Consider the following 25696-nt stretch of genomic DNA (forward strand, 5'->3'; position numbering starts at 1 on the left):
CGGGTATTGCCCACCGTGAGCGGGATCACCCCATCGTGCGACGTTTACGCCCGGGCCCTTACGGAAGCGGGATGGAATCGATTCTGCCTTCGGCGACGATGACGGCCGGGCCGGTCATCTCGATCTCGCCGTCGGTCCGTTCAGTGATGACCAGTCGTCCACCGGGCACATCCACGGTGTAGGTCACGGGGACGCCGTCCTTCTGGGGATCGGCACCGTCCCTGCGCGCAGCCGCGACCATCACGGCGCAGGCGCCGGTACCGCACGAGCGGGTCTCTCCCGAGCCGCGCTCGTGCACGCGCAGCGCGACGTGCCGGGGGCCCCGGTCGACGACGAACTCGACGTTCACGCCCTCCGGGTAGGCGGAGGCCGGCGCGGTCTCAGGGGCGTCCAGCAGCGGTCCGGCATCGGCGAGATCGCCGACGAAGGCGACGGCGTGCGGATTGCCCATGCTCACCTTGCGCGCGGGCCAGCTCCGGCCCGCCGCACGTACCGTGACCTCGCCATCGGCACCCTGGGGAAGTCCCGCCCTGCCCATCGCGACGGTGATGTCACCCTCGTCCTTGGCGATGTGGGCCCTGCGCACTCCCGCGCGGGTCGCGAAGGTGAGGTCACCGGGCTGAACGAGACCGGCGCGCTGCAAGTAGCGTGCGAAGACCCGGGCCCCGTTGCCGCACATCTCCGCGACGGAGCCGTCGCCGTTGCGGTAGTCCATGAACCACTCCGCGTCACCGGCCATGGCCCTGGCGTCGGGGTGCGCGGCGGAACGCACGACACGTAGCACTCCGTCGGCGCCGATACCCGCCCTCCGGTCGCACAGGCGGGCCACCTCCGGCGCGGACAGCTCAAGTCCGCCTTCCGGATCGGGGATGATCACGAAGTCGTTCTCCGTACCGTGGCCCTTGAGGAACTGGAACGGCACGTCCTGCGCACTGGTCACGTTCTCGATCGTACGGGACACGTGCATCACTCAACGAAGCCGGTCGACGCGCCAGACGGCGAGGACCACGACAGTGGCCACCAGCACCGCGTACACGAGGACCACACGCCAGTCGGGTCGCCCGCCCGAGCCCCGGGCCGGGAGCCCGGGCCAGGTGTGCCCCACCCGGCGCGCTGCCATGACACCCCACCCGGCGGCGCAGCCGCACAGCAGCAGGCCGAGCATGGAGACGACGGCGCCTGAGCTGCCGCCCGGCTCGAAGGCGAGCGGAAAGGCGAACATCAGCGAACCCAGTGCGCCCAGTACCACGATGGGTGCGAGCTGCCACAGTCTCAGCTTCCGCTGGGGGCGCAGCTCCTGCGGCTCCACGGGAGGTTCGGCTGCGTCGGCCGGGGACCCGTCATGGTCCCGGGCGGCCGAGGGGTCCACGGCGGGCTCCTCTGTCGGGTCCTGCACACGGCGCACATCGTTCACCGGTGTCTCTTCGTTGTCACGAGGGCCGGCCTCCATCGCCACATGCCCTCCCAACTCCGGCTTCACGGCTCCGAACGATGGTCGATGATGGCACGCCGCACGTAACGGAATCGGCCTGCGGCGCTTCCCGATGCCATTGCGTGATCAGGCTGTGACCGCACCCGTGAGCAACGCCATTGCGCGTCCGGGGAGTTCCGCGCGGTCCGCCGCCGCTCCACTGAGCCACCGCACGCGCGGATCCCGGCGGAACCACGAGTCCTGGCGGCGCGCGAAGCGCTTCGTCGCACGTACGGTCTCGGCCCGCGCGGCCTCGTCCGTGCACTCGCCCGCGAGCGAGGCGAGCACCTGCTGGTAGCCGAGAGCGCGGGAGGCGGTGCGCCCCTCTCGGAGCCCTTCCGCCTCCAGCGCGCGCACCTCGTCGACCAGTCCCGCCTCCCACATGCGGTCGACGCGCGTGGCGATACGCGCGTCGAGTTCCGCGCGGGTGACATCGACGCCGATCTGGACGGTGTCGTAGACGGACTCGTGCCCCGGGAGGTTCGCCGTGAAGGGCCGCCCGGTGATCTCGATGACCTCCAGGGCCCGCACGATGCGACGGCCGTTGCTGGGCAGAATCGCGCGCCCCGCGTCGGGGTCGGCGCCGGCCAGTCGCGCGTGCAGCTGACCGGGCCCCTGCTCGGCCAGCTCGGCCTCCAGCCGGGCGCGCACGGCGGGATCCGTGCCCGGGAACTCCATGGCGTCCAGCGCGCCGCGCACGTACAGCCCCGAGCCGCCCACCAGGACGGGGACGCGGCCTTCCGCGCGCAGCCTGTCGATCTCGGCGCGGGCGAGCCTCTGGTACTCGGCGACGCTCGCCGCGACGGTGACGTCCCAGATGTCGAGCAGATGGTGCGGCACGCCCTGGCGCTCCTCGACGGTGAGCTTGGCCGTGCCGATGTCCATGCCCCGGTACAGCTGCATCGAGTCCGCGTTGACGACTTCACCGCCCAGCTCGCGGGCGAGGTGGACGCCCAGGTCGGACTTGCCTGCCGCGGTGGGGCCCACAACGGCCACGACCGGCGGGAGCTGCGACGGAGTGCGAGCGGGATGCGGAGTTGAATCTGCGGCGTTCACTGCGTAAGTGTCGCAAACCTCCCGTCACCTTCTCGAACGAGCTACGTGACGCTCCGCTTACGGAGTCGTTGCCCGTTGCGAGGTTCCGACAGCCGGTTACCGCACCGGTACCTCGGGGCGACGCAATGAGACGCTCCGCGAGCGCGGGATTTCGCCCACACGAGTACGATCTGGAGCAGATATGGGCGTTTTTGCGAAGCTTCTCCGTCGTTCGTCCGGCAAGTCAACAGCGGACAGCGCCGAGGCCACTCCCCCGGAGGAGACCGGTGCTCCGGCGGCCGAGGCGACCGCTCCTGCCGCCGGGTGCACCACTCCGGTGGCAGGGGCCACATGGAACGCGCGAGAGCGGGACACCGAAGAGCGCAACTCCGGAGAGCGGAACGCAGAGGACGGGAGCCCATGTGCCACGGCGTCCGGGGAGGGGCCGGTCAAGGCTGCACGGGACGAGGCCCCGTCCCAGGACCCGGTCACCGGCGCGGAAGCGGAGCCCGCTGCCGCTACTGTCGAGCCTGGTGACGGCGTCGGCATCCCCCAGCAGCACTCCCCCGGGGAGGCCGCCGGCAGCGGTACAGGCGACAGCGTCCGTAAGTAGACCGCCGGGGAAGACCCGGGTGGTGTGTGTGGAGGAAGGTGACCGCGATGGGCTTCATGGACAAGGTCAAGGGAATGCTGGGCCAGCACGGCGACAAGGTCCAGCAGGGCCTGGACAAGGCGGCCAAGGTCGCCGACTCGAAGACCAAGGGCAAGTACAGCGACCAGATCAAGTCCGGTACGCAGAAGGCCAAGGACGCGACCGAGCGGCTCTCCGACGAGGGCAAGGGCCAGGGCGGTGAAGGCGGAGGAAAGAGCGGCGGCGACGGCGGCAAGAGCGGCGGAAGCGGCTCCGGCTCCTGACGGCCCTGTGAGCGGTCCTCCCGCGTGTGGGGGGTGTGCGGAGTCCGCACACCCCCCACACGCGCGTCCCGGCACCGTCGGAGGCGTTCTGGGGCCCGCTCCGGCGGCCGGGCGCCCGCGGCCACGAGGCGCGCGGTCCGACCGGGGCCATGTCCAGGACCGGCCGGCCGCACCGGGCGATCGCCTACGACCAGCTCGCCACCAGGTAACCGACGCCGTACGGGGCGTCGTCGTACAGCAGCCGCCCGCCGAGACCCGCGCCCTGGCCTGCGCCCGCGAGGGTCTGCCAGGAGGAGCGCCCGGCCGCCTTGAGGTCGTACGCCAACTCCTCGTCCAGGGCGAGCAGTCCGTCGATGTCGGCGGCTCCCAGGGCCCGCGCCGCCTCGGCGTCGAAGGCGGCGGCCCGTTCGTCGAAATACCCGGGCGCCTTGAGGGTCCGGCAGTTGCTGGCGTCGCCCATCACCAGTAGGGCGACGCGGTCGGCGGAAGCCGCCAGTTCCTTGCCCGTCTCCTCGCAGCGTGCCCGCGCGAGCGGTTCGCCGATGCCGAGGCCCTCGACGGGCGAGCCGGTCCAGTCCGTGCGCTCCAGCAGCCAGGCTCCGACGGCGAGCGAGGGGGGCAGCTCACGCCGGGAGGCGTCGCCCTTGCCGAGGCGCACCTCCAGGTCGACGCCGTAACCGCGGAAGGATCCGCGGGTGCCCTGGGGGTGGGGGCCGCGCCCTGGCTGTTCGGCGGGGCCGATGACATACAGCTGATCGGGACGCGCGGCTGCGAGGACGCCGACGGCGTCGTAGCAGGCGGCGCGCGCCTGGTCCATCTCGTGGGCGGCGCCACTGGCGACCTCGGGCACGAGCAGCGGCGGGCAGGGGCATACGGCGGCGGCGACAAGCATGGCGCGCAGCTTAAGGGTCGGGCGTCCCACTTCCCACCCTGCCCGGGCCGTGACTCACCCGGCCGTGCGAGATCGCGGGACGCCCGGGGCGGACGACGTCGCCTGGTGTTCCTGTGGAGCGTTCCGTCTGCCCCTGGGGGCGTTCAGGCGGGCGGCGCTCGGCGCTCCTGCTGGTGTCAGCGGAGGTCGCAGCCGCCTGACGCGACAGGCAGCGGTGCGGGGGCGCCGACCGTGGGCAGGCCGAGCAGCACGCCCTGTTGGCCCTGTGGTGCCTCGGGAGCGGCTGTGCGCCGCTCCCAGGCGTCACCGGCGCTGGTGCGCCGTACGGAGGTGACGGGGCCCTCGGCGAGCAGGTGGTGGGGCGCGGCGTAGGTGATCTCGACGGTGACCGTGTCACCGGGACGCACGGCCTCTTCGGGCTTGGTGAAGTGCACCAGCCGGTTGTCGGGCGCGCGGCCGGACAGGCGGTGGGTGGCGTCGTCCTTGCGGCCTTCGCCTTCGGCGACCATCAACTCCAGCGTGCGGCCTACCTGCTTCTTGTTCTCCTCCCAGGAGATCTCCTCCTGGAGTGCCACGAGCCGCTCGTAGCGCCGCTGCACGATCTCCTTGGGGATCTGCCCGTCCATCTCGGCCGCCGGCGTCCCCGGGCGCTTGCTGTACTGGAAGGTGAACGCCTGCGAGAAGCGCGCCTCCCGTACGACGTGCAGCGTCTCCTCGAAGTCCTCCTCGGTCTCGCCGGGGAAGCCCACGATGATGTCGGTCGACAGGGCCGCCTCGGGCATGGCGGCGCGGACCTTCTCGATGATGTTCAGGAAGCGTTCCTGGCGGTACGAGCGCCGCATCGCCTTCAGGACGCGGGAGGAGCCCGACTGCAGCGGCATGTGCAGCTGGGGCATCACGTTCGGGGTCTCGGCCATGGCGGCGATCACGTCGTCGGTGAAGTCGCGCGGGTGCGGCGAGGTGAAGCGGACGCGCTCCAGGCCCTCGATGCGGCCACAGGCGCGCAGGAGCTTGCTGAACGCCTCACGGTCGCCCATGTCGGAGCCGTAGGCGTTGACGTTCTGGCCGAGCAGCGTGACCTCGCTGACGCCCTCGGCGACCAGTGCCTCGATCTCCGCGAGGATGTCGCCTGGCCTGCGGTCCTTCTCCTTGCCGCGCAGCTGCGGAACGATGCAGAACGTACAGGTGTTGTTGCACCCCACCGACACGGAGACCCAGGCCGCGTAGGCGCTCTCGCGGCGCGTGGGCAGCGTGGAGGGGAACGCCTCCAGTGACTCGGCGATCTCGACCTGTGCCTCGTCCTGGACGCGGGCGCGCTCCAGCAGCACGGGGAGCTTGCCGACGTTGTGGGTACCGAAGACCACATCGACCCAGGGGGCCTTCTTCACGATGGTGTCGCGGTCCTTCTGTGCCAGGCAGCCACCGACCGCGATCTGCATGCCGGGACGTGCGGCCTTCCTGGGGGCGAGCTGTCCGAGGTTCCCGTAGAGACGGTTGTCGGCGTTCTCGCGGACGGCGCAGGTGTTGAAGACGACGACGTCGGCGTCCTCGGCGTCCTTGGGTGCCCGTACGTATCCGGCGTCCTCCAGCAGGCCCGCCATCCGTTCCGAATCGTGAACGTTCATCTGGCACCCGAAGGTGCGCAGCTCGTACGTTCCCTTGGCGCCCGCTGTCTGTCCCCGGTCGATGCTGCTCATACGACAAGGGTAGGCCGTTGCGGAGGTGCCTCCTGACCCCGGACCGTGGTTGCGGATTCCGTGCGAGGGGGCGTCCCGGGCACCTGCGTGCGCCTCCGGTTCGGGGACGGCGGGCGCACACGTCGTGCGCGGAGGGTCGTCAGCGCCCCGGCTCTGCCCACGGAGCGGCCTTACTGGCAGTATCCCGTCCATGGCCAGCCTGCGTACGCGCCGTGACGGACCCCCGGGAGAGGCCGGTGCCAGGTCCCGTCCCGCCGGGCTCGGCCCGCGGGTACGCCATGGCCTGTGGGCAGCCGGTGCGGCGGCCGTGGTGTGCGGGCTGCTCGCCTGGTGGCTGGTGCCGGGGAGCGAGCCGTCGCCGGGCGGGAAGGTCAGCTTCGCCACCGGGGTGCGCACCGGCGTCTACGAGCGCTACGGGAAGCTGTTCAAGCAACGGCTCTCCAAGGACCTGCCGGATGTCGATCTGCGGCTGCGGCACAGCCAGGGCTCGGTGCACAACATCGAGCAAGTGGTGTCCGGAAAGGCCGACTTCACCATCACGGCCGCCGACGCCGTGGCCGCCTACCAGGAGCAGGACGGCCGGAACGCGGGACGTATCCGGGCATGCGCGCGGCTCTACGACGACTACATGCAGCTCGTCGTCCCCAAGAACTCGTCCGTACGCAGCGCCAGGGACCTGAAGGGGCTCACGGTCGGGGTCGGCGAGAAACGCTCGGGTGTCTCCCTGGTGACGGGGCGGCTGCTCCAGGCCGCGGGGCTGGACATGGACCGCGACATCGAGCCCGTACGCGCCGGCATCGACCGGATGCCGGCGCTGCTGGCCAAGGGGAAGCTGGACGCGTTCTTCTGGTCGGGCGGCCTGCCGACGACCGCCATCGAGCGCCTTGCCGACCGCACGGACATCAAGCTGGTGCAGCTGGGCGACCTGGTGCCCCGGCTGCACGACCAGGAACCCGAGACGCGCTACTACCGGGCCGCCGTGATGGCGCCCGACGCGTATCCGACGGTGCAGCGCGGCAAGTCGGTGAAGACCCTCGCCATCGCCAACCTCCTGGTGACCACCGACCGCACGGACGCGGCGCTGACGGAGGGCGTCACCCGCTCCGTCATCAAGAGCCGCGACCAGATCGGCCGGGAGGTGCACGCGGCGCAGAAGGTGGACCTCAGGACGGCGATCTACACCGATCCGGTACCACTGCACGAGGGAGCCCGGCGCTACTACCGCTCCGTGAAGCCCTGACCTGGCGCACCGTACGGAGCCTGGCACGTCACCTGTAGGACCGTGTTACGGGCAGGACCGCGTTACGGACGAGGGCCTTCCGGAGGGCCGGCCGGGGGTGGGGCCGACCGCGGCACGGGGTCTCGGCGGCGGGACGAATCGCTCATGGACGCCTCAGCGGTTCTCGGGGAGCGCGAGTGGTAATCCACTTCTGTGTGCCCGCCCGTGCGAGAGCCCTCAGAGGAGCCGCCCCATGCATGACGACCGCCGCACCGTCGAAGACCGGCTGCGCCGCGTCCTGGACGAGCGCGTCAGGCCGGCCGTCCACACCTCGCCGCAGCCGCTGACCGTCGAGCGCTGGGACGCGCCGGGAGAGCCCGTGCCGGTCTCCGAAGGGCTCTCGGCTTCGTACGTGCCGGCGGCTGCCGGTGACCTGTGGGGGCCGGCGTGGGGCACCACGTGGTTCCGGGTGACAGGACGTGTTCCGCTCGCGTGGGCGGGCCGCACGGTCGAGGCGGTGCTGGACCTGGGGTTCGACCGCGACATGCCCGGCTTCCAGTGCGAGGGGCTGGTGTACGGGGCGGACGGCGAGGCCGTGAAGGGGCTGCACCCGCGCAACTCCTGGGTGCGGGTGACCGGTTCGGCCAGGGGCGGTGAAGAGGTCGAGCTGTATGTCGAGGCGGCTTCCAATCCCGTGCTGAACACCCCGCAGACACCGACGTACGAGGGCGACAGGCGCACGGCGGCCGGTCATCCGCTCTACCGGCTGGCGCGCATGGATCTGACGGTCTTCGAGACCGAGGTGTGGGAGCTGGTCCAGGACCTGGATGTCGCGGACTCGCTGATGCGGGAACTGCCGAAGGAGGACGCCAGGCGCTGGGAGCTGCTGCGTGCCGCCGAGCGGGCCCTGGACGCGATCGACCTGCATGACGTACCCGGCACCGCCGCACGGGCGCGAGAGCGGCTCTCAGAGGCGCTCTCGGCCCCCGCACGTGCCTCGGCGCACCGGATCAGCGCGGCGGGGCACGCGCACATCGACTCGGCGTGGCTGTGGCCGCTGCGCGAGACCGTGCGCAAGGTCGCGCGGACCGCGTCGAACATGGTGGCGCTGATGGACGACCACCCCGACTTCGTCTTCGCCATGTCCCAGGCGCAGCAGTTCGCGTGGCTCAAGGAGCACAGGCCCGAGGTGTACGCACGGGTGAAGAAGAAGGTCGGCGACGGGCAGTTCGTGCCGGTGGGCGGCATGTGGGTCGAGTCGGACACCAACATGGTGGGCGGCGAGGCCATGGCCAGGCAGTTCCTGTACGGAAAGCGGTTCTTCCTGGAGGAGTTCGGCATCGAGACCAAGGAGGTGTGGCTGCCCGACTCCTTCGGCTACACGGCGGCGCTTCCGCAACTGGTGAAGCTCTCGGGCTCGACGTGGTTCCTGACGCAGAAGATCTCCTGGAGCCGGACCAACCCCTTCCCGCACCACACGTTCTGGTGGGAGGGCATCGACGGCACCCGCGTCTTCACACACTTCCCGCCCGTCGACACGTACAACTCCCGCCTCAGCGGCAAGGAGATGGCGCACGCGGCGCGCAACTTCCGCGAGAAGGGCGGGGCCTCACGTTCGCTGGCGCCGTTCGGCTACGGGGACGGCGGCGGGGGTTCGACCCGCGAGATGCTGGCGCGCGCCGCGCGGCTGCGCGATCTGGACGGCTCTCCGAGGGTGACGCTGGAGAAGCCGGCCGCGTTCTTCGAGAAGGCGCACGAGGAGTATCCGCAGGCGCCGGTGTGGGCGGGCGAGCTCTACTTGGAGCTGCACAGGGGGACGTACACCTCGCAGGCCAGGACCAAGCAGGGCAACCGGCGTTCGGAGTCGCTGCTGCGCGAGGCGGAGCTGTGGGCGGCGACGGCTGCGGTACGGAGCGACGGCTACGCCTACCCGTACGGGCCGCTGGAGCGGCTGTGGAAGACCGTGCTGCTGCACCAGTTCCACGACATCCTGCCGGGCTCCTCCATCGCCTGGGTGCACAGGGAGGCCCGGGAGACGTACGAGCGCGTACGGGCGGAGCTCGACGGGATCATCCGCGGCGCCCAGACCACGCTCGCGGGAAGCGGCGACCACAGGATGGTCTTCAACGGCGCTCCGCACGCGCGTGGCGGCGTCCCCGCAGGCGGAGCGGTGCCGGAGCCGGAGCGTACGGGCGAGCCGGTCACGGTGGCCGAGAGGGCACGCGGCGGCTGGACGCTGGACAACGGTCTGCTGCGGGTCGAGGTGGACGGGCGCGGCCTGGTGGTCTCCGCCTACGACAGGGAGGCGGACCGTGAGGCCGTGGCGCCCGGGCACGCTGCCAACCTCCTCCAGGTGCACCCCGATCTCCCCAACCACTGGGACGCCTGGGACATCGACGCGTTCTACCGGCACACCGTCACCGACCTGACACACGCCGACGAGATGACGGTCTCGGCGCCGGACGACCGGCAGGCCACGGTCCTTGTCACGCGCTCCTTCGGCGAGTCCACCGTGAACCAGCGGCTCACCCTCCGCGCGGGCTGCGCCACGCTGGAGATCGAGGCGGAGGTGGACTGGCACGAGAGCGAGAAGCTGCTGAAGGCCGCATTCCCGCTGGATGTGAAGGCCGACAGGTCGGCGTCCGAGACCCAGTTCGGGCATGTGTTCCGGCCGACCCACACGAACACCTCATGGGAGGCAGCGAAGTTCGAGATCTGCGCACACCGCTGGCTGCACGTGGAGGAGCCCGGCTGGGGCGCCGCACTGGTCAACGACTCGACCTACGGGCACGACGTGACCCGCGACATCCGCGAGGACGGCGGCCAGACCACCACCGTGCGGCTCTCCCTGCTGCGCGCTCCCCGCTATCCGGACCCGGAGACCGACCAGGGCACGCACCTGCTGCGGTACGGGCTGGTGCCCGGCGCCTCCGTCGGGGACGCGGTGCGGGAGGGGCACCGGATCAATCTGCCCGAGCGCTCCGTCCCAGGCGAAGGCAGCCCGGTCGCGCCGCTGGTGACCCTGGACGACGACCAGGTGGTTGCCGAGGCGGTGAAGCTGGCCGAGGACCGGAGCGGGGATGTGATCGTGCGGCTGTACGAGTCGTACGGAGGACGCGCGACGGCCCTGCTGTCCGCGAGCTTCCCTGTGGCGTCGGTCGCGGAGACGGACCTGCTGGAAAGGCCCCTGCCCGGCACGCACCACCACGTCGAGGGCGCGGGTGTGCGGGTCTGGCTGCGCCCGTTCCAGATCCTCACCCTGCGTCTGGGGCGTTCCGCGGCACGGTGATCAGCACACGCAGGCCCTCGGGCTCGTTGTGCTCGAAGGTCAGCGCCCCGCCGCCCGCGGCGAGGAGCGCGCGGGTGATGGACAGGCCGAGACCGGAGCCGGAGACGTTCTGGTGGCGACCGCTGCGCCAGAAGCGGTCGCCGACGCGCTCCAGTTCCTCGTCGGTGAGGCCAGGGCCGCCGTCCGCCGTCTCCAGGGTGACGTGGTCTCCCCCGGCGCTCACCGTGACGGTCACCGTGCTCCCGGCAGGCGTGAACTTCACGGCGTTGTCGACCACGGCGTCCAGCGCGCTGGAGAGCGCCACGGGGTCGGCCCAGCCGGTCGCAGCCGCCTGTCCTGCCGAGACCAGCGCGACATCCTTCTGTTCGGCGAAGGGCCGCCACGCGGCGACCCGTTCGGCCGCCAGCTCGGCGACATCGGTCAGCACGACGTGCGCGTCGTCGGCGTGCTCTGCCAGCGCGAGGTCGAGCAGGTCGTCCAGTACGCGGGCCAGACGCTTGCCCTCGGTGCGTACGGAGGCGATCTCCTCGTTGCCCTCGGGCAGCTCAAGGCCGAGCAGTTCGATGCGCAGGAGAAGCGCCGAGAGCGGATTGCGCAGCTGGTGCGAGGCGTCCGCGACGAAGGCGCGCTGCTGTTCGAGGGCGCTCTCGACGTTGCCGGCCATCTCGTTGAAGGAGTGTGCGAGCCTGCGCAGTTCGGGCGGCCCCCCGGAGGCGGCGACACGGGAGGCGAGCCGTCCCGTGGCGATCTCATGGGTGGCGCGGTCCAGCGTCCTTACCGGCTTGAGCACCCATCCGGTCAGCCGCAGCGCGGCGCCGACGGCGAGCAGCATGGCGGCGGCCTCTCCCGCCGCGATGGCGAGCCAGCCGCGCAGGGTGCCGGCCCGCATCTGGCCCGTCGGCGAGTCGGTGAGGACGACGGCCGCCACGTCCCCGTCACGGATGACGGGTGAGGCGACAGCGATCCGCCCCTCCTGCCAGGGCCACACCTGGGGCGGGTCGTGGCTGCGGCGTCCGGCCAGGGCCTCGGCGAAGGCGCGTCCACCGTCGTCCGCGCCGTGTTCGCCCCCGTCCTCCGCTCCGCCGGGTACGCGCCAGCCGCCGGGCGCGGCAGCCATGACGCGGCCGTCGCGGTAGAAGACACCCGCGCGGATGCCGTAGAGGTCGTGGTATCTGTCGAGTTCGTTCTGCAGGGTGGCCTGGCGCTCGTCGGGCTGGCTGGGCGCGGTGACGAACTGCGCGAGCGAGGCGAAGCGCGCCGTGTCGTCGATCCTGTCGACCACGACGTTCTGCTGTTCCGCCTGGGCCTGGCTGACGGCGAGCGGGAAGCCCAGCGCCAGCAGCACTCCCGCGAGCAGGAGGGTGAGGAGGGGGAGGAGTCTGGTGCGCACGCGCTTCGTTCCGGTCCTGCCCGACCGGAGTCAGGCACCTCGTGCGGCCATGCGGTATCCCACACCCCGCACGGTCTCGATGAGAGCGGGCCGCCGGAGCTTGGAGCGCAGCGAGGCGACGTGCACCTCAAGGGTGCGCCCCGTGCCCTCCCAACTCGTGCGCCAGACCTCGCTGATGATCTGTTCCCTGCGGAAGACGACACCGGGCCGCTGCGCCAGCAGCGCCAGGAGGTCGAACTCCTTCCGGGTGAGGGGCACTTCCGCGCCGTCCACACAGACCTGCCGGGTGAGCAGCTCGATCGTCACCTCCCCGAGCCGCAGTGTGCCGCCCGAGGGCGCCCTGTCCGCCTCGTCGCCGCCCTCTTCCCCGCCGGCGCTCTCCTCGGGCGCCGTGCGGCGGCTGACGGCGTGGATGCGGGCGAGCAGCTCTCCCATGTCGTAGGGCTTCACCACATAGTCGTCAGCGCCGAGATTGAGCCCATGTATGCGGGAGCGGACGTCCGCGCGGGCCGTCACCATGATCACGGGCGTCTGGCTGGTGCGCCTGATGCGCCCGCACACCTCGAAGCCGTCCTGATCGGGAAGGCCGAGGTCGAGCAGCACGACGGCGAAGCCCTCGCGGGCCGATCCCGGCTCGGCGGGCAGCAGTTCCTGGAGCGCCTCGGCGCCGCTGCGCACATGTGTGACCTCGAAGCCGTGGCGGGCCAGGACCGCGGAGAGCGCTCCTGCGACGTGGTCGTCGTCCTCGACGAGCAGCAGTCTCATCTCCGGGCCCTCCTCTCCAGCTCTGCGTGCGCTCCGGCGGCGAAGGCGGTCCTCTCCGCTCCGGTTCCCCGTCCTCGTCGGGTCCTGTCAGCTCCTTCGCCCGGCGAGGGCCCAATCCTTCGTCCGGCGTGGATCCAACAGTGCATCCACGCTGATGGGCGCGGGTGAGTCAAGGGGCTTCCTGTCGTGCATGGCCATCCGTTATAGAGCCGGTACAGCCTTGTCTCACGAGAACGGCCGCGCCCGTACCGCGGAACGGCTGCCGGACCGTACGGAAACGGCTTCCCGGGACGCACGGGAACGGGTGCCGGGTCCCGCGGAACCGGCAGCGGTCCTACAGGGGCTGCGCGGTTCCACGGGAACGACCGTTCAGAGTCGGGGCAGGCATTCCGGGAGCTACCGTCCTCTTTACCCAGTGTGCCCGGTTGCGGCCAGATCGTTATGCTCAATTTCCGCTCAGATGTAATGACGCTGATGGCAGCGGCTCACTAGGGTCCTCGCAACCGACGAGGACGGAGCTACACGCCGATGAGCGAAGTATCGGTGACCAAGGACGCCGGTGGTCCAGGCCCGGCGACCGACAAACTGGTCGTGCTGGACAACGTCAACAAGCACTTCGGTGCGCTGCATGTCCTTCAGGACATCGAACTGACCGTCGCGCGCGGCGAGGTCGTCGTCGTCATTGGTCCCTCGGGGTCAGGGAAGTCCACGCTGTGCCGCACGATCAACCGGCTGGAGACGGTGGACTCCGGACGCGTCACCATTGATGACAAGCCGCTGCCCGAGGAGGGCAAGGAGCTGGCGAAGCTACGTGCCGACGTCGGCATGGTCTTCCAGTCCTTCAACCTCTTCGCCCACAAGACGGTGCTGGAGAACGTGACCCTGGGCCAGGTCAAGGTCCGTAAGACGGACAAGCAGGCGGCGGAGACAAAGGCCCGCGCCCTGCTCGACCGGGTCGGCGTCGGCAACCAGGCCGACAAGTACCCCGCACAGCTCTCCGGCGGTCAGCAGCAGCGCGTCGCCATCGCGCGGGCGCTCGCGATGGACCCGAAGGTGATGCTCTTCGACGAGCCGACCTCGGCGCTCGACCCCGAGATGATCAACGAGGTCCTTGAGGTCATGCAGCAGTTGGCACGCGACGGCATGACCATGGTCGTGGTCACCCACGAGATGGGGTTCGCCCGCTCCGCCGCGAACCGTGTGGTCTTCATGGCCGACGGCCGGATCGTCGAGGAAGCGACCCCGGACCAGTTCTTCAGCAACCCGCGCAGCGACCGTGCGAAGGACTTCCTCTCGAAGATCCTGCACCACTGACCGCGCCTCTGGCCGCGTCTCGCGACCGAGGGCGCCGACGACAGCCACTGTCTGGGCCAACGACTGTTCAAGCAAGGGATGTTCACTATGAAGCTCCAGAAGACCGCCGCCTCGGCGGCTGTGATCCTGGCACTCGCCGCCACCGCGGCCTGCGGCGGCAAGGAGGGCTCCGCGGGTGACAAGCAGGGCGGCAAGACGGACGAGAAGTCCCTGCCGAAGTACGACGTCGCCAAGTCCGTCGATGTCGGCTCGCCGGTGCTGAAGAAGGCCCAGAAGCGCGGCAAGTTGATCGTCGGCGCCAAGGCCGACCAGCCCTACCTCGGCTTCCAGGACCAGGCGACCAAGAAGTACTCCGGTTTCGACATCGAGATCGCCAAGATGGTCGCCGCCGACCTCGGCTTCGCCGCCAAGGACATCAAGTTCGAAACGGTCGACTCCGGAGCCCGTGAGGCCGCCGTCCGCAAGGGCGACGTGGACCTGATGATCGGTACCTACACGATCAACCCTGAGCGCAAGAAGCAGATCGATTTCGCCGGCCCGTACTACCACGCCGGTGCGTCGCTACTGGTCCGCAAGGACGAGAAGGCGATCACAGGGCCCGACACGGTCAAGGGCAAGAAGGTCTGCTCGATCGTCGGCTCCACCCCGCTCCAGACGATCAAGGAGCCCAAGTACGGCGCCAAGGTCACCGAACTGGCCAAGTACTCGGACTGCGTCAAGCAGCTCGTCGACGGCCAGGTGGACGCGGTCACCACCGACGACGCGATCCTCAAGGGCTACGCGGCCGACAACCCGAAGAAGCTCCAGGTCGTCGGCGAGACCTTCAGTGACGAGCCCTACGGCGTCGGCCTGAAGAAGGGCGACAACGCGCTCCAGAAGGCCGTCGCCGACGCGCTCAAGGCGCACCAGGACAACGGCGACTACAAGAAGGCGTACGAAGCCACTCTTGGCAAGTCGGGCTCCAAGTTCCAGGAGCCGCCGGCCCTTGAGGAGAAGTAAGCGCCTGTAGTTCTCCGGATCCTTTTCTCCATCCCTGCTCGCGCTGACGGTGCTGCCGGCCCGTCAGCGCGGGCAGGGCTCATGCCCCTGCCCGCAACACCGCCGCACTCCGGCCAGCGGAGACGAGACACTCTATGGACGTACTGCTCGACAATCTGGAGCTGTTCCGCGAAGGATTCGTCGGAACCCTGTCGCTGACAGCAACCAGTGCACTGCTCGCCCTGGTGCTCGGCCTGATCATCGCCGGGTTCCGGGTCTCGCCGGTACCACCGCTGCGACTGTTCGGCACGGTCTGGGTCACACTGCTGCGCAACACCCCGCTGACGCTGCTCTTCCTGGTGGCCTTCTTCGTGGTCCCGCAGATCCTCTTCCCGGGGATCAACTCCTTCCTGCTGGCCGTCGTCGCCCTCGGGATGTACACCTCGGCCTACATCGCCGAGGCCCTCAGGTCCGGCATCAACACCGTGCCGATGGGACAGGCCGAGGCGGCGCGCAGCATCGGCATGACGTTCACGCAGATCCTGCGCATGATCGTGCTGCCGCAGGCGACACGCGCCGCGCTTCCCCCGCTGAGCAGCTTCCTCATCGCACTGACGAAGAACTCCGCCATCGCCGGCGCCTTCAACAACGTCGACCTGTTCAACATCCAGAAGACGCTGAGCAACGAGGGCTACAACATCCTCGTGATCTTCCTCTGGATCACGCTCGGGTACCTGGCCATCACCTTCACCATCAGTGGCCTCTTCCGGCTGCTGGAGCGCCGTATGGAGGTCGCCCGATGAGCGCGAGCGTGCTCTACGACGCACCGGGGCCCAAAGCCCGCGCCCGGAACGTCATCTACTCCGTCCTCGGCTCGCTGCTGGTCGCCGGCATCGTGGCGCTGATCCTCTACCGCCTCTACGACAAAGGCGAGTTCGAGGGCGCGAAGTGGGACATCTTCAACTACTCGGGCATCCGCGAGAACATCATCGAGGGCCTCTTCGCGACGCTGAAGGTGTTCGCGATGGCCGCCGCGCTCTCCCTGGCGTTCGCGGTCGTGCTCTGTGTCGGGCGACTGTCCGACCACAAGCTCGTCCGGGGCGCGGCGGGCATCTTCATCGAGCTGTTCCGCTCCATCCCGCTGCTGATCACGATCTTCGCGCTGTGGGTCGGCATCCTGGACTCGCTGCTGCCGTTCTCCGTCAGCATCAAGCCGATGTGGGCGCTCGTCCTCGGCCTCGGCATCTACAACGCGTGCGTCCAGGCCGAGGTGCTGCGTGCGGGGATCAACTCGGTGCCCAGGGGGCAGCGAGAGGCGGCCTACGCGATCGGCATGCGCAAGACGCAGGTCATGGCCACCATCCTGATGCCGCAGGCCATCCGGGCGATGATGCCGACGATCATCAGCCAGCTCGTGGTGACCCTCAAGGACACCTCGCTCGGGTACATCATCCTGTTCCCCGAACTGCTCCAGACGGCACGGCTGATCGCGTCCAACACCACCGTGAACGGCGACTATCCCTACGTGCCTACGGTCATCGTCATCGGCAGCATCTACATCCTGCTCTGTCTCCTCCTGTCGGCCCTGGCCAACTGGATCGAGCGGCGCGGTCGCCGTGCGAAGACCGGCATCACACCGGCCAAGGCCACACCACCGGCCGAGGCCGCTCACGCGTGACCTCGCCCGCAGGACAACGGCGCTGACGGCGGCGGCCCCTTGAGAAGGGGGCCGCCGCCGTCGTCACGCGGCGCCCGTGCGGGTCACCGGCCGGACCCCGGCAGGTCCTCGGGCTGCTCATCGCCTGCTCGCGGGCGGAAAGCTGTTACCTGACGCCTGACGGAGCCGTCATCTGACGCCCAGACAGGTCGTCACTTGACGCCCGCACAGGCAGTAGGTTGCATACGATCGTGATCGTGCACCAGGCTCCAGGAGCTGCGAACCCCGGCCCCCGTCAGCACCATCAGGGCTGCGAGGTCTCCCCGCTGTGGACCCGGTGATCATCGTGGGCGCGGGACCTGTCGGTCTCACTCTCTCGCTCGCTCTCGCCCGCAGCTCCGTCCCCTCCGTCGTCCTCGACGCGACCGACGGCAGCACCACCCCGCGCGCGGCGCGCACCTGCGTTCTGCGGCCCGACACCGCCGCGTGCCTGCCACAGGCGCTCCCGGGCCTGCGCTGGCGCTCCTGGAGCGCACAGCGCCGCCGCCAACTCGTCGAACGCGTCGACCTGGAACCGGACGACGCGCCCCTCCACATCGAACAGCACGCCCTGGAGCGGGCGTTGCGCACCGCCCTGGCGGCCCAGCCGCTCGCCCAGATCGTCACCGCCAGCCATGTCGACGTCCTGGAGCAGGACGCGCGCGGGGTCACCGCCCACACCCGCGGTCCGGGCGGCACCTGGTGGCGCGGCAGCTACGCCGTCGGCTGCGACGGCGCCCGCTCGACGGTCCGCAAGCAACTGGGCGTGCGCTTCCCCGGCCGTACGGCCGTCGAACGGCACGCTGTCGCCGCACTGCGCGTACGGCTGCCCTGGCAGGAGGGCGCTTACGGCGACGACGGCACGTGGGTGCCGGGCAACGAGGGTGCCGCCCTGCTCCACCGCGACCCCGGCGGTGTGCCCGGCGAGGTGACGGCCCGCCCGCTGACCGGCGGACTGTGGCGCCTGGACTGGCTGCTGCCTCCGCGCGGTGAACTCGTCACACCCGAGGAGATGTTGGAGCGCGTACGCGACACGCTGGCCGCGTGGGCCGAGGACGCGCGCAGGCAGGAGGCGCACAGCCGGGGTCAGGCCACACCCAGGCAGAGCGTCCGCAGAGCCGCGGGTACCGCCGGCAGCGGCGCCGGTGCGCACACCGCCGACGACAACATCGGCATCGGGCCCTACGAACTCGTCGACACCGGCGTCCATACCTCACACCAACGCCTCGCACGGCACTGGCGCGTGGACCGCGTCTTCCTCGCGGGAGACGCCGCCCATCTGACGGGCGCGCTGGGCGTCCAGTCCGTCGACGAAGGGCTGCGCGACGCGACCAACCTCGCCTGGAAGCTCGCCCTCGCCTGGCACCACGGTCACGACCGCGCGGCGGGCACGCTGCTGGACAGCTACGAGGCCGAACGCCGCGCCGCCGTCGCCAACCGCCTGCGCGCCGTCGACCAGGCCCTCCCCCTCGTACGGCGTGCCGGCGGCCTGCGCGCGCTGCTCACCGGCGGCGGGGCCCGCTCCCACCTGGGCCTGCTGACGGACGGACACCTGGGCCGCGGCCTGCTGGGCGCCCCCGCCACCTACGCACGCACCCCCTTGGCCCCGGCGCGGGGCACCGTGGCAACCGTCCCCGTCAGCACCGCCCCGGGTGCCCCCGTACGCGACGTACGGGTGACCGCTCTGAACGGGGCGCGGGGGAAGCTCCGTGACTGGCTGTGCGGAGGCGCGGCCGGAGGCGTGGGCCGACTCGCCATCGAGAGCGGAGGCCCGGGCTACGAAGGAGGGAGGGGCTACGACGGGGGCAGGGGCTACGACGGGGGCAGCGGGGCCAGCGGACGCGGAACCGCTGCCGCCGGCCCAGGAGGCATGAGCGGCACGGTTGTCGGCCCGGCCGGCGGAGACGAGCCCGACACCGCCGCGGGGCCCGGCACCGGGCGCGGGGCCGGCGTCGAGGGTGCAGCCGCCGCCGGAGGCGGGGCCGGCGCTGGGGCCAGAGATGAGACCCGAGCCGGAGTTGGGGTTGGGGCTGGGGCTGGAGCCGACGTGGGAGTTGGGGCCGAGGTCGGGGCCGGGACCCGTGCTGGGCCTGGGCTGGGGGACGGTATTGAGGCGCGGGCCGGAGCCGGGGTGGGGACTCGGGCAACAGGGGGAGGCGGCGAGTTGGTGGTTCTGCTCGTCGCGCCGGGGACAGGCGTATGGGACAGCCGCCATTGGCTGTCGGCCGGCATGATGCCCGAACTGGCCAACGCCGTCCGCAACTTGCCCGTCCGTGCCACCCTGCTCGTCACAGAGAGCTACCCGGGTGCCGCCGCCCACACCGTTCTGGTCATCCGCGCCGATGGTCACCTGGTGGCAGCACTCCCGGCGGGGCGTGCCACCGAACTGCGCGCATGCGCCGACGCGGTACGAGGCGGCACCGACGCGGAGCTTGCCCGGGCGGCCGAGCCCCCGCACCCCGACTCCCCCGACTCCTCCGCTGTCCGTGGTGAACCCGGCTCCCCCGGCACCGGCTCCCCGCCACAGCGCCGGCCCAGAAGCCTCGGCCAACGCCCCGAACCGACCACGGGCCAGGGCCCGGGCCGCGCCGACACGGGCACAGACACGGGCGCACCCTAGTTCCAGCCTGCGGGAGTCCTGGCCTGGCCTGCGGGTTTCCTGGCCTGTGGGAGTCCTCGGCCTGCAGAGTCCTGGCCGCCAGGGTGGTCCCGAAGTCTGGGCCGTGTGCGGCTTGCTGGACCCTGTGCGCGGCTATATGCCAGGGAGGTGCTGCTCCAGCACCTCCGGGTCCTCCCCCTCCTCCTCCAGCGCGCGGCGGACGACGCTCAGAGCAAGTCCCTCCGAATAGCCCTTGCGGGCCAGCATTCCGGCCAGGCGGCGAAGCCTCTTGTCCCGGTCGAGGGAACGGGTGGAGCGCAGCTTGCGCTCCACGAGCACGCGCGCCGTCTCCTCCTCCTGTTCCGGGTCGAGCTGCCCGACGGCCTCGTCGATCACGGCCGAGTCCACGCCCTTGGTGCGCAGTTCACGCGCGAGTGCCCGGCGCGCGAGGCCCTTGCTGTGGTGCCGGGACTCCACCCAGGCGTCGGCGAAGGCGGTGTCATCGATCAGCCCGACATCCTCGAAGCGGGAGAGCACTTCCTCGGCGACCTCCTCCGGAATCTCCCGCTTGCGGAGCGCGTCCGCGAGCTGCTGCCGCGTACGGGGGGTGCCGGTGAGCAGGCGCAGGCAGATCGCACGCGCTCGCTCCGCCGGATCCCGTGGCTCCTCCTCCTTGCGCCCTCCCCCGCCGGGCGCCTCGCCGTCCCCCCGCGTACGGCGAGACGCACGTCGCCGCGATGACCCCGCCCCGGCCCTCATCGGAGCGGGGCCATCGCTGTCCTCCGAGCCGGCCCGGAAGCCGCCGTCCTCCCCCGAGGGGTTCGACGGCTCCGGACTCTCCCAGTGCTCCGGCCAGTTGCTGCGTCGCGTCACGGACTAGCTCTTGGTCGCTGCGGCCTTGGCCGTCTTGGCCGTCTTGGTGGTTTTGGCCGCCGGTGCGGGAACAGTCTTGGCGGCGTCGTCCGCCCCGTCGGCGGTGCCGTCCGTGGCCTCAGGACCTCCTGCCGCGTCGGCACCGGGCTCGGCAGCGGGTTCCTCCGGCTTTACGCCGATGCCCAGCTTCTCCTTGATCTTCTTCTCGATCTCATTGGCGAGATCGGGGTTGTCCCGCAGGAAGTTGCGGGAGTTCTCCTTGCCCTGACCGAGCTGGTCACCCTCGTAGGTGTACCAGGCACCGGACTTGCGGATGAAGCCGTTCTCCACGCCCATGTCGATCAGCCCGCCTTCGCGGCTGATCCCCATGCCGTAGAGGATGTCGAACTCGGCCTGCTTGAAAGGCGGAGCGATCTTGTTCTTGACGACCTTGACGCGAGTGCGGTTGCCGACGGCCTCGGTGCCGTCCTTCAACGTCTCGATGCGGCGGATGTCGAGCCGCACCGAGGCGTAGAACTTCAGCGCGCGGCCACCGGTGGTGGTCTCCGGAGAGCCGAACATCACGCCGACCTTCTCGCGGAGCTGGTTGATGAAGATCGCGGTGGTCTTGGAGTGGTTGAGCGCACCGGCGATCTTCCGCAGGGCCTGGCTCATCAGCCGGGCCTGGAGGCCGACATGGGAGTCGCCCATCTCGCCCTCGATCTCGGCCCTGGGCACAAGTGCCGCGACCGAGTCGATGATGATGAGGTCCAGGGCGCCGGAACGGATGAGCATGTCCACGATTTCGAGGGCCTGCTCGCCGTTGTCCGGCTGGGAGAGGATCAGTGCGTCCGTGTCGACTCCGAGCCGCTTGGCGTACTCGGGGTCGAGGGCGTGCTCTGCGTCCACGAAGGCGACCGTGCCGCCTGCCTTCTGGGCGTTGGCCACCGCGTGCAGAGTCAGGGTCGTCTTGCCGGAGGACTCGGGGCCGTAGATCTCCACCACCCTGCCGCGCGGGAGACCACCTACGCCGAGAGCCACGTCGAGGGCGGTCGACCCGGTGGGGATGATCTCGATCGGCTCGTTCGGCCGATCGCCCATACGCATCACGGCGCCCTTGCCGAATTGCCGTTCAATTTGCGCGAGAGCGGCTTCGAGCGCCTTCTCACGGTCGGTTCCTGCCATGGGTGCCACCCGGTTGTTTGCTTGAGTCGATCGCTTCACGTCAACCGACGCTAGCGCCTGCCACTGACAATCGGTCCGGGCCCGCGCTCCCCCGGCCGTGGCCTGAGCGGGCGAACCTCGCCGGAACACCTATAAGAATCGATGTTCGATTCTTGCGTCAAGTCACCCTGGTTTCCTGTGGATAACTCCTGAAACAGCAGGTCACAGAGGTGGACCCGCAACGCGCAACAGTCAGGAGCGACCGCGACGTCTCTAACGCGGACCCCGCATACGCCGTGAATCACCTGATACGCGCGAATCGCGCGAACCCGCTGTTCCCGTGCTGATTCGCTCGTCCAGAACGTCGTACCGCTTCACGTAGGCGCCGAGGAATCCCTGGAGCGTCGCCGTCGCCGGGATCGCGATCAACGCGCCCACCACCCCCATCAGCGAGGTCCCCGCGATCACCGAACCGAACGCGACGGCGGGGTGGATGTCCACTGTCTTCGCGGTGATACGCGGTTGCAGGACATAGTTCTCGAACTGCTGGTAGACGATCACGAAGGCCAGCACCCACAGCGCCGCCCAGGGATCGACCGTGAACGCGATCAGCATCGGCAGCGCACCGGCCAGGTAGGTGCCGACGGTCGGCACGAACTGCGAGATCACCCCGATCCAGATCGCCAGCGCGGGCGCGTAGGGCACCCCGAGGAGCTGCAGGAAAACGTAGTGGGCGATGCCGGAGACCAGCGCCATCAGCACCCGCGAGTAGATGTAGCCACCGGTCTTGGCCACAGCGATCTCCCACGCGCGCAGCACCTCCGTCTGGCGAGCGGGCGGCAGTACCGAGCACAGCGCCACGCGCAGCCTGGGCCCTTCGGCGGCGAAGTAGAAGGTGAACAGAGTGACCGTCAGAAGCTGGAAGATCCCTCCCAGCAGCGTCGCCGAGATACCCCACACGTTCTGCGCGCCGCTTTGGAGATAGCCGCGCACCCAGTCCGAGTGGAAGAAGCGCGACTGGAGCTTGTCGACGTCGAGGTCGGTGTGGAACGTCGTGTTGACCCACTTGACGACATCGACGACATACGAGGGCAAGTTGTCGACGATCCGCGTGATCTGGTCGGCGAAGACCGAGCCGAGCGCCGCGAAGAATCCGGCGGCAGCCACCAGCAGGGCCAGGAAGACGAGCCCGGTGGCCAGCCCGCGCCGCACCCCGCGCGAGGCCAGGCCATCGACGGCCGGCTCCATGGCCAGTGCGAGGAAGAACGCGACCAGGATGTTCAGCAGCAGCCCCAGCGTCTGATGGAACGCCCAGCTGAGGATCTGGAAGCCGCCGAGCAGCACCAGTGCGAGCACGAACGCACGGGGAAGCCAGCGGGGCATCCCGCGCCCACCGAGCCGCGCCGCAGCCTCCGCCTCGTACGGTTCAGACCCGCGCGGCTCCGTCGCACGCGGCCCCTCGGCGTGCGGTTGCGCCCCGCGCGGCTCAGGTCCGTTCCTCTCGGGCCCGTCCGACTCGCCGTCCGGGCCCTCGCCGTCCGAGCCCTCGCCGTCCGGCGCTTCGCCATCCGTTGCCTCGCCATCCGGCTCGGGTCCGTCCGGCTCGGGGCTGCGCCTCGCAGGCCCGTGCGGCTCCCCGCTGTGTCCCGCCCCTGGTCCGCCCTGTTCCCGCTCACCGGGGGAACCGTGCGCCGGCCCCTGCGCAGGACCGCGCGATCGCCCCTGAGGGGATCCGTGGTGGTGGTCGGCCGGCCCTTCGCTCCCGTCGTCGCCGGCGTCTCCTGCCCGCCCCTCGCGCCGCTCGTCGCCCTGACCGCCGTCCTCTGGTGCACCCACCGGGCAAGTTTCGCGCTACCGGACAGAGCGCCCGGTAAACGACTCACCTCTTGTCGGCGGGCACGTCCATGGCAGCGCAGACGGCACGCCACACGTCCTTGGCCTCCCAGCCCGCTTCGAGCGCGCCGTGGACCGTCCGTCCGCCGAGTTCGGACATCACGTAGTCGCGCGCGAAGGAATCGGCGTAAGCCTCACCGAAGTGATCCGCCATTCGCTGCCAGAAGACCGTCAACCGCATGCGTCCAGTATCCCGCCCTGCGGGTTGGCTCCTGTCGTCGGCAGTGACCGGGCCGCCCCGTGGCTCTACCGTCGGGGAATGGCTCCTACTGGATCGGCTCTTCTCTCCCGTGCCGAACACTTCATCTGGCTGACGGCACGCGTGCTGGAGCAGCGGCGCTTCGAGCACCATTTCCTGGACGGCGATCCCGGCACCGTGGAAACGGCCCTGGACGCCTATCGCAACGTCGACGGTGGCTACGGTCACGCCCTGGAACCGGATCTGCGGGGTCCGGTGAGCCAACCGCTGCACACCGCCGCAGCCGTGCGGGTACTGGACGGCATCGGGCGGTGCGCCGGGCAGCGGGTGGAACGTATCGGCCGCTACCTGACGGCCGTCTCCACCTCCGACGGCGCTCTGCCTGCCGTGCACCCGTCGCTGCGCGGCTACCCTGCCGCGCCCTGGATCCCCGTCGTGGAATCTCCGCCGAGCGACCTGCTGGCGACCGGCCCTGTGGTCGGCACACTGCACCGCAACAGCGTGTGGCATGCCTGGCTCTTCCGTGCCACGGACTACTGCTGGGCCACCATCGAGTCGCTGGAGAAGACCCACCCCTACGAGGTGATCGCGGCGCTCGCCTTCCTGGACGGCGTGCCCGACAGAGCGCGTGCGCAGGTCACCGCCGACCGCCTGGGGACGCTGGTGCGCGAACAGGGTCTGGTCGTGACGGACCCGGAACACCAGGAGGAGTTCCCTGTGCCCGACGGGTACGCGCCCGGTGAACACCACTACGTGACGGACTTCGCCCGCACCCCGGATTCGCTGGCCCGGCGCTGGTTCACCGACCACGAGACGGAGCGGGGCCTCGACCACCTGGTGCGCCGGCAGCGCGACGACGGTGGCTGGGACATCAACTGGCGCCGGTGGGCCCCCGGCACGGAGCTGGAGGGCCGTCCCCTGGTGACCTTGGAAGCACTGCTCACCCTGCGGGCTTTCGACCGCCTCTAGCCTTCCGGGTCAGGTTGCTCCAGCCTTCCGGAGCAGGGCCCGCCTTCGGGAGCAGAGCCCGCGGAGCGCGCAGTGTGCACAGGGTGCGCGGAGCCGCGCAGCAACAGCGCCGCCGTCGCGAGCGCCGCCCCGCGCGGTGTGCCGGTATCGAGCCCCGTCATGGCGGAGATCCTGGCCATCCTGTTGTCGACCGTATTCGGGTGCACACCCAGTAGACGCGCGGTGGCCCGGCGCACCTGTCCCTGCTCCAGGTGTGCGCGCAGCGTCTCGATCAGTTCCGGCCGGTCGCCGGCAGGGTCCAGGAGCCGTGCGATCGGCTCGCTGCTCGCGGACGGGCGCGACAGTTGGTACTCCAGTAGTACGTCCTCGATCCGGTGCAGCCCGGGCGGCAGACCACAGGCACGCGCCACACGGAGCACCTCGCCCGCCGTACTCGCCGCCTCGGGGACGGCTCCCGGCTCGGGTGCCCTGGCAGCGGCGACCCGTATCCCCTCACCGGCGGCGCGGCCCAGGCGTTCCATGAGGTCGTCCGGTGGCGCGGGCGCCCCGGGCACGACGGCCCTTCCCATGCCCAGACCATGCGGGAGCGCTTCCGCGGCCGGGCTCCCCTCCGGCCGTCCCTCACCGTGCGGGCGGGGGCGGGAGAACAGGACGGGCACCTCGGTGCCGAAGGCGTGGTCCAGCACGGTCTGGAGCCTGCGCAGGACGCGGCGGTCCGCGACGGCCGCCTCGCCGCCGCTCAGCGGGACGGAGAGCGCGAGGACGAGGCAGGGCCCGTCGAGGCCGAGTTCGGCCGCGCTGCCCCTTTCCGCGCCGGCGGCGTCCTCCAGGACCGCTCTCAACAGCGACCTGTGGTGCTCGGTCCTCTCGGCGTCCAGAGCGGTCCGCTCGTCCATGTAGGTCTCGGCCACGGCGGAGACGGTGTGCTCGTGCGCGCGCAGCAGCAGGTCGGTGAGTTCGGCGAGCGCGGCTTCCTCACCGGCCCTGGTCTGCGCGCGCAGCGTCTGCCACAGCACATGCACGCCGCGCGAGTGGGTGCGCAACAGGAGGTGCAGGGGCAGGCCCTCCTCGGCGCGCTGCGCGGCGCGTTCGCGGAAGAGCCCGTTGTCCCCGTGCCTGCCGCGCGGGTCGCGCACACGGCGCATGAACAGCCGCAGCCCGTGCCGGACAGTGGCGGCCACCTCCAGGTCCTTCATGTCGCCGGGCACAGAGGCGTAGCCGGGCAGATCCTCGAACGCGTCCCTGGCCATGGTCCGCGCGAGCGCGTTGACCTGCGGCTCGCAGCGCAGTGCCAGCTCCCTTGCCTCGTCGGACAGGTGCACGCTTCCTCCCTGACTGCGTGAGGCGCTTGTGACGCGT

General features: G+C 70.5%; 22 protein-coding genes. 10 read left to right on the forward strand and 12 right to left on the reverse strand.

Features of this window, described 5'->3' with window-relative positions:
- Positions 1 to 58: 58 nt before the first annotated feature.
- The 3 genes from dapF to miaA all read right to left on the reverse strand — a co-directional run bounded on the left by dapF (position 59) and on the right by miaA (position 2527).
- Positions 59 to 940, reverse strand: a complete 882-nt coding sequence (gene dapF / locus NMN56_RS02835; RefSeq protein WP_274043491.1) for a diaminopimelate epimerase — start codon at positions 938 to 940, stop codon at positions 59 to 61.
- 30 nt (positions 941 to 970) lie between these two features.
- Positions 971 to 1480, reverse strand: coding sequence for a hypothetical protein (locus NMN56_RS02840; protein WP_274043490.1), 510 nt, complete (start codon positions 1478 to 1480; stop codon positions 971 to 973).
- Between the two features lie 78 nt (positions 1481 to 1558).
- Complete coding sequence (gene miaA, locus NMN56_RS02845) at positions 1559 to 2527, reverse strand: tRNA (adenosine(37)-N6)-dimethylallyltransferase MiaA (RefSeq protein ID WP_274043489.1); 969 nt, start codon at positions 2525 to 2527, stop codon at positions 1559 to 1561.
- 181 nt (positions 2528 to 2708) lie between these two features.
- On the opposite strand from miaA, the gene NMN56_RS02850 reads away from it, so the two are divergent.
- Complete coding sequence (locus NMN56_RS02850; RefSeq protein WP_274043488.1) at positions 2709 to 3119, forward strand: hypothetical protein; 411 nt, start codon at positions 2709 to 2711, stop codon at positions 3117 to 3119.
- 47 nt (positions 3120 to 3166) lie between these two features.
- Positions 3167 to 3421 carry an antitoxin gene (locus tag NMN56_RS02855; RefSeq protein ID WP_274043696.1) on the forward strand — a complete coding sequence of 85 codons (255 nt, stop codon included), beginning with the start codon at positions 3167 to 3169 and terminating at the stop codon, positions 3419 to 3421.
- 184 nt (positions 3422 to 3605) lie between these two features.
- Here NMN56_RS02855 and NMN56_RS02860 read toward each other — a convergent pair whose 3' ends face one another.
- Positions 3606 to 4313 (reverse strand): class III extradiol dioxygenase subunit B-like domain-containing protein, encoded by a 708-nt coding sequence (locus NMN56_RS02860; protein WP_274043487.1) that lies wholly within the window; start codon positions 4311 to 4313, stop codon positions 3606 to 3608.
- A gap of 176 nt (positions 4314 to 4489) precedes the next feature.
- Entirely contained in the window at positions 4490 to 6010 is a 1521-nt protein-coding gene (gene miaB, locus NMN56_RS02865) for a tRNA (N6-isopentenyl adenosine(37)-C2)-methylthiotransferase MiaB (protein WP_274043486.1), read from the reverse strand.
- Positions 6011 to 6200: 190 nt separating this feature from the next.
- On the opposite strand from miaB, the gene NMN56_RS02870 reads away from it, so the two are divergent.
- Complete coding sequence (locus tag NMN56_RS02870) at positions 6201 to 7250, forward strand: TAXI family TRAP transporter solute-binding subunit (RefSeq protein WP_274043485.1); 1050 nt, start codon at positions 6201 to 6203, stop codon at positions 7248 to 7250.
- 232 nt (positions 7251 to 7482) lie between these two features.
- Positions 7483 to 10518, forward strand: a complete 3036-nt coding sequence (locus tag NMN56_RS02875; protein ID WP_274043484.1) for an alpha-mannosidase — start codon at positions 7483 to 7485, stop codon at positions 10516 to 10518.
- On the opposite strand, the gene NMN56_RS02880 is transcribed toward NMN56_RS02875, so the two are convergent.
- Together NMN56_RS02880 and NMN56_RS02885 are read right to left on the reverse strand one after the other, a co-directional pair.
- Positions 10484 to 11908, reverse strand: coding sequence for a sensor histidine kinase (locus NMN56_RS02880; RefSeq protein ID WP_274043483.1), 1425 nt, complete (start codon positions 11906 to 11908; stop codon positions 10484 to 10486). The two genes, NMN56_RS02875 and NMN56_RS02880, sit on opposite strands and share 35 nt — an antisense overlap.
- A gap of 30 nt (positions 11909 to 11938) precedes the next feature.
- A complete protein-coding gene (locus NMN56_RS02885) occupies positions 11939 to 12673 on the reverse strand; it encodes a response regulator transcription factor (RefSeq protein WP_274043482.1) in 735 nt (244 codons plus the stop codon).
- 528 nt (positions 12674 to 13201) lie between these two features.
- Here NMN56_RS02885 and NMN56_RS02890 point away from each other — a divergent pair.
- From NMN56_RS02890 to NMN56_RS02910, 5 genes are all read left to right on the forward strand, one after another.
- Positions 13202 to 13987, forward strand: coding sequence for an amino acid ABC transporter ATP-binding protein (locus tag NMN56_RS02890; RefSeq protein ID WP_274043481.1), 786 nt, complete (start codon positions 13202 to 13204; stop codon positions 13985 to 13987).
- Between the two features lie 87 nt (positions 13988 to 14074).
- A complete protein-coding gene (locus tag NMN56_RS02895; RefSeq protein WP_274043480.1) occupies positions 14075 to 14986 on the forward strand; it encodes a glutamate ABC transporter substrate-binding protein in 912 nt (303 codons plus the stop codon).
- A gap of 134 nt (positions 14987 to 15120) precedes the next feature.
- The gene (locus NMN56_RS02900) at positions 15121 to 15768 is read left to right on the forward strand and encodes an amino acid ABC transporter permease (RefSeq protein ID WP_274043479.1); all 648 of its coding nucleotides are present in this window, start codon (positions 15121 to 15123) and stop codon (positions 15766 to 15768) included.
- Positions 15765 to 16643 (forward strand): amino acid ABC transporter permease, encoded by an 879-nt coding sequence (locus tag NMN56_RS02905; protein WP_274043478.1) that lies wholly within the window; start codon positions 15765 to 15767, stop codon positions 16641 to 16643. The genes NMN56_RS02900 and NMN56_RS02905 overlap by 4 nt, the downstream gene beginning before the upstream one ends.
- Positions 16644 to 16950: 307 nt before the next feature.
- Positions 16951 to 19281 carry an FAD-dependent monooxygenase gene (locus NMN56_RS02910; RefSeq protein WP_274043477.1) on the forward strand — a complete coding sequence of 777 codons (2331 nt, stop codon included), beginning with the start codon at positions 16951 to 16953 and terminating at the stop codon, positions 19279 to 19281.
- Positions 19282 to 19413: 132 nt separating this feature from the next.
- On the opposite strand, the gene recX is transcribed toward NMN56_RS02910, so the two are convergent.
- The 4 genes from recX to NMN56_RS02930 form a co-directional block, all read right to left on the reverse strand.
- Positions 19414 to 20133: a recombination regulator RecX gene (gene recX / locus NMN56_RS02915; protein ID WP_274043476.1), complete on the reverse strand. Its 720-nt coding sequence runs from the start codon at positions 20131 to 20133 to the stop codon at positions 19414 to 19416.
- 3 nt (positions 20134 to 20136) lie between these two features.
- Positions 20137 to 21297 (reverse strand): recombinase RecA, encoded by a 1161-nt coding sequence (gene recA / locus NMN56_RS02920; RefSeq protein ID WP_347178571.1) that lies wholly within the window; start codon positions 21295 to 21297, stop codon positions 20137 to 20139.
- Between the two features lie 252 nt (positions 21298 to 21549).
- Positions 21550 to 22659, reverse strand: coding sequence for an AI-2E family transporter (locus tag NMN56_RS02925; RefSeq protein WP_274043475.1), 1110 nt, complete (start codon positions 22657 to 22659; stop codon positions 21550 to 21552).
- A 496-nt stretch (positions 22660 to 23155) separates the two neighbouring features.
- Positions 23156 to 23350 carry a DUF3046 domain-containing protein gene (locus NMN56_RS02930; RefSeq protein WP_274043474.1) on the reverse strand — a complete coding sequence of 65 codons (195 nt, stop codon included), beginning with the start codon at positions 23348 to 23350 and terminating at the stop codon, positions 23156 to 23158.
- 78 nt (positions 23351 to 23428) lie between these two features.
- On the opposite strand from NMN56_RS02930, the gene NMN56_RS02935 reads away from it, so the two are divergent.
- Positions 23429 to 24337, forward strand: coding sequence for a hypothetical protein (locus tag NMN56_RS02935; protein ID WP_274043473.1), 909 nt, complete (start codon positions 23429 to 23431; stop codon positions 24335 to 24337).
- Here the strand turns inward: NMN56_RS02935 and NMN56_RS02940 are convergent.
- The gene (locus tag NMN56_RS02940; protein ID WP_274043472.1) at positions 24334 to 25659 is read right to left on the reverse strand and encodes a PucR family transcriptional regulator; all 1326 of its coding nucleotides are present in this window, start codon (positions 25657 to 25659) and stop codon (positions 24334 to 24336) included. The genes NMN56_RS02935 and NMN56_RS02940 overlap by 4 nt on opposite strands.
- Positions 25660 to 25696: the final 37 nt, after the last annotated feature.

Origin of the sequence: Streptomyces iconiensis (genome assembly GCF_028657195.3) — a bacterium.
Lineage (GTDB): Bacteria > Actinomycetota > Actinomycetes > Streptomycetales > Streptomycetaceae > Streptomyces > Streptomyces iconiensis.

Excerpts from the sequence above, each read along its gene's own strand:
- recA (WP_347178571.1), bottom strand. The coding sequence starts at position 21,297 with ATGGCAGGAACCGACCGTGAGAAGGCGCTCGAAGCCGCTCTCGCGCAA.
- NMN56_RS02875 (WP_274043484.1), top strand. The coding sequence starts at position 7,483 with ATGCATGACGACCGCCGCACCGTCGAAGACCGGCTGCGCCGCGTCCTG.
- miaB (WP_274043486.1), bottom strand. The coding sequence starts at position 6,010 with ATGAGCAGCATCGACCGGGGACAGACAGCGGGCGCCAAGGGAACGTAC.
- NMN56_RS02900 (WP_274043479.1), top strand. The coding sequence starts at position 15,121 with ATGGACGTACTGCTCGACAATCTGGAGCTGTTCCGCGAAGGATTCGTC.
- NMN56_RS02855 (WP_274043696.1), top strand. The coding sequence starts at position 3,167 with ATGGGCTTCATGGACAAGGTCAAGGGAATGCTGGGCCAGCACGGCGAC.
- NMN56_RS02860 (WP_274043487.1), bottom strand. The coding sequence starts at position 4,313 with ATGCTTGTCGCCGCCGCCGTATGCCCCTGCCCGCCGCTGCTCGTGCCC.
- NMN56_RS02850 (WP_274043488.1), top strand. The coding sequence starts at position 2,709 with ATGGGCGTTTTTGCGAAGCTTCTCCGTCGTTCGTCCGGCAAGTCAACA.
- NMN56_RS02925 (WP_274043475.1), bottom strand. The coding sequence starts at position 22,659 with ATGCCCCGCTGGCTTCCCCGTGCGTTCGTGCTCGCACTGGTGCTGCTC.
- NMN56_RS02890 (WP_274043481.1), top strand. The coding sequence starts at position 13,202 with ATGAGCGAAGTATCGGTGACCAAGGACGCCGGTGGTCCAGGCCCGGCG.
- NMN56_RS02870 (WP_274043485.1), top strand. The coding sequence starts at position 6,201 with ATGGCCAGCCTGCGTACGCGCCGTGACGGACCCCCGGGAGAGGCCGGT.
- NMN56_RS02885 (WP_274043482.1), bottom strand. The coding sequence starts at position 12,673 with ATGAGACTGCTGCTCGTCGAGGACGACGACCACGTCGCAGGAGCGCTC.
- NMN56_RS02895 (WP_274043480.1), top strand. The coding sequence starts at position 14,075 with ATGAAGCTCCAGAAGACCGCCGCCTCGGCGGCTGTGATCCTGGCACTC.
- NMN56_RS02930 (WP_274043474.1), bottom strand. The coding sequence starts at position 23,350 with ATGCGGTTGACGGTCTTCTGGCAGCGAATGGCGGATCACTTCGGTGAG.
- NMN56_RS02905 (WP_274043478.1), top strand. The coding sequence starts at position 15,765 with ATGAGCGCGAGCGTGCTCTACGACGCACCGGGGCCCAAAGCCCGCGCC.
- NMN56_RS02935 (WP_274043473.1), top strand. The coding sequence starts at position 23,429 with ATGGCTCCTACTGGATCGGCTCTTCTCTCCCGTGCCGAACACTTCATC.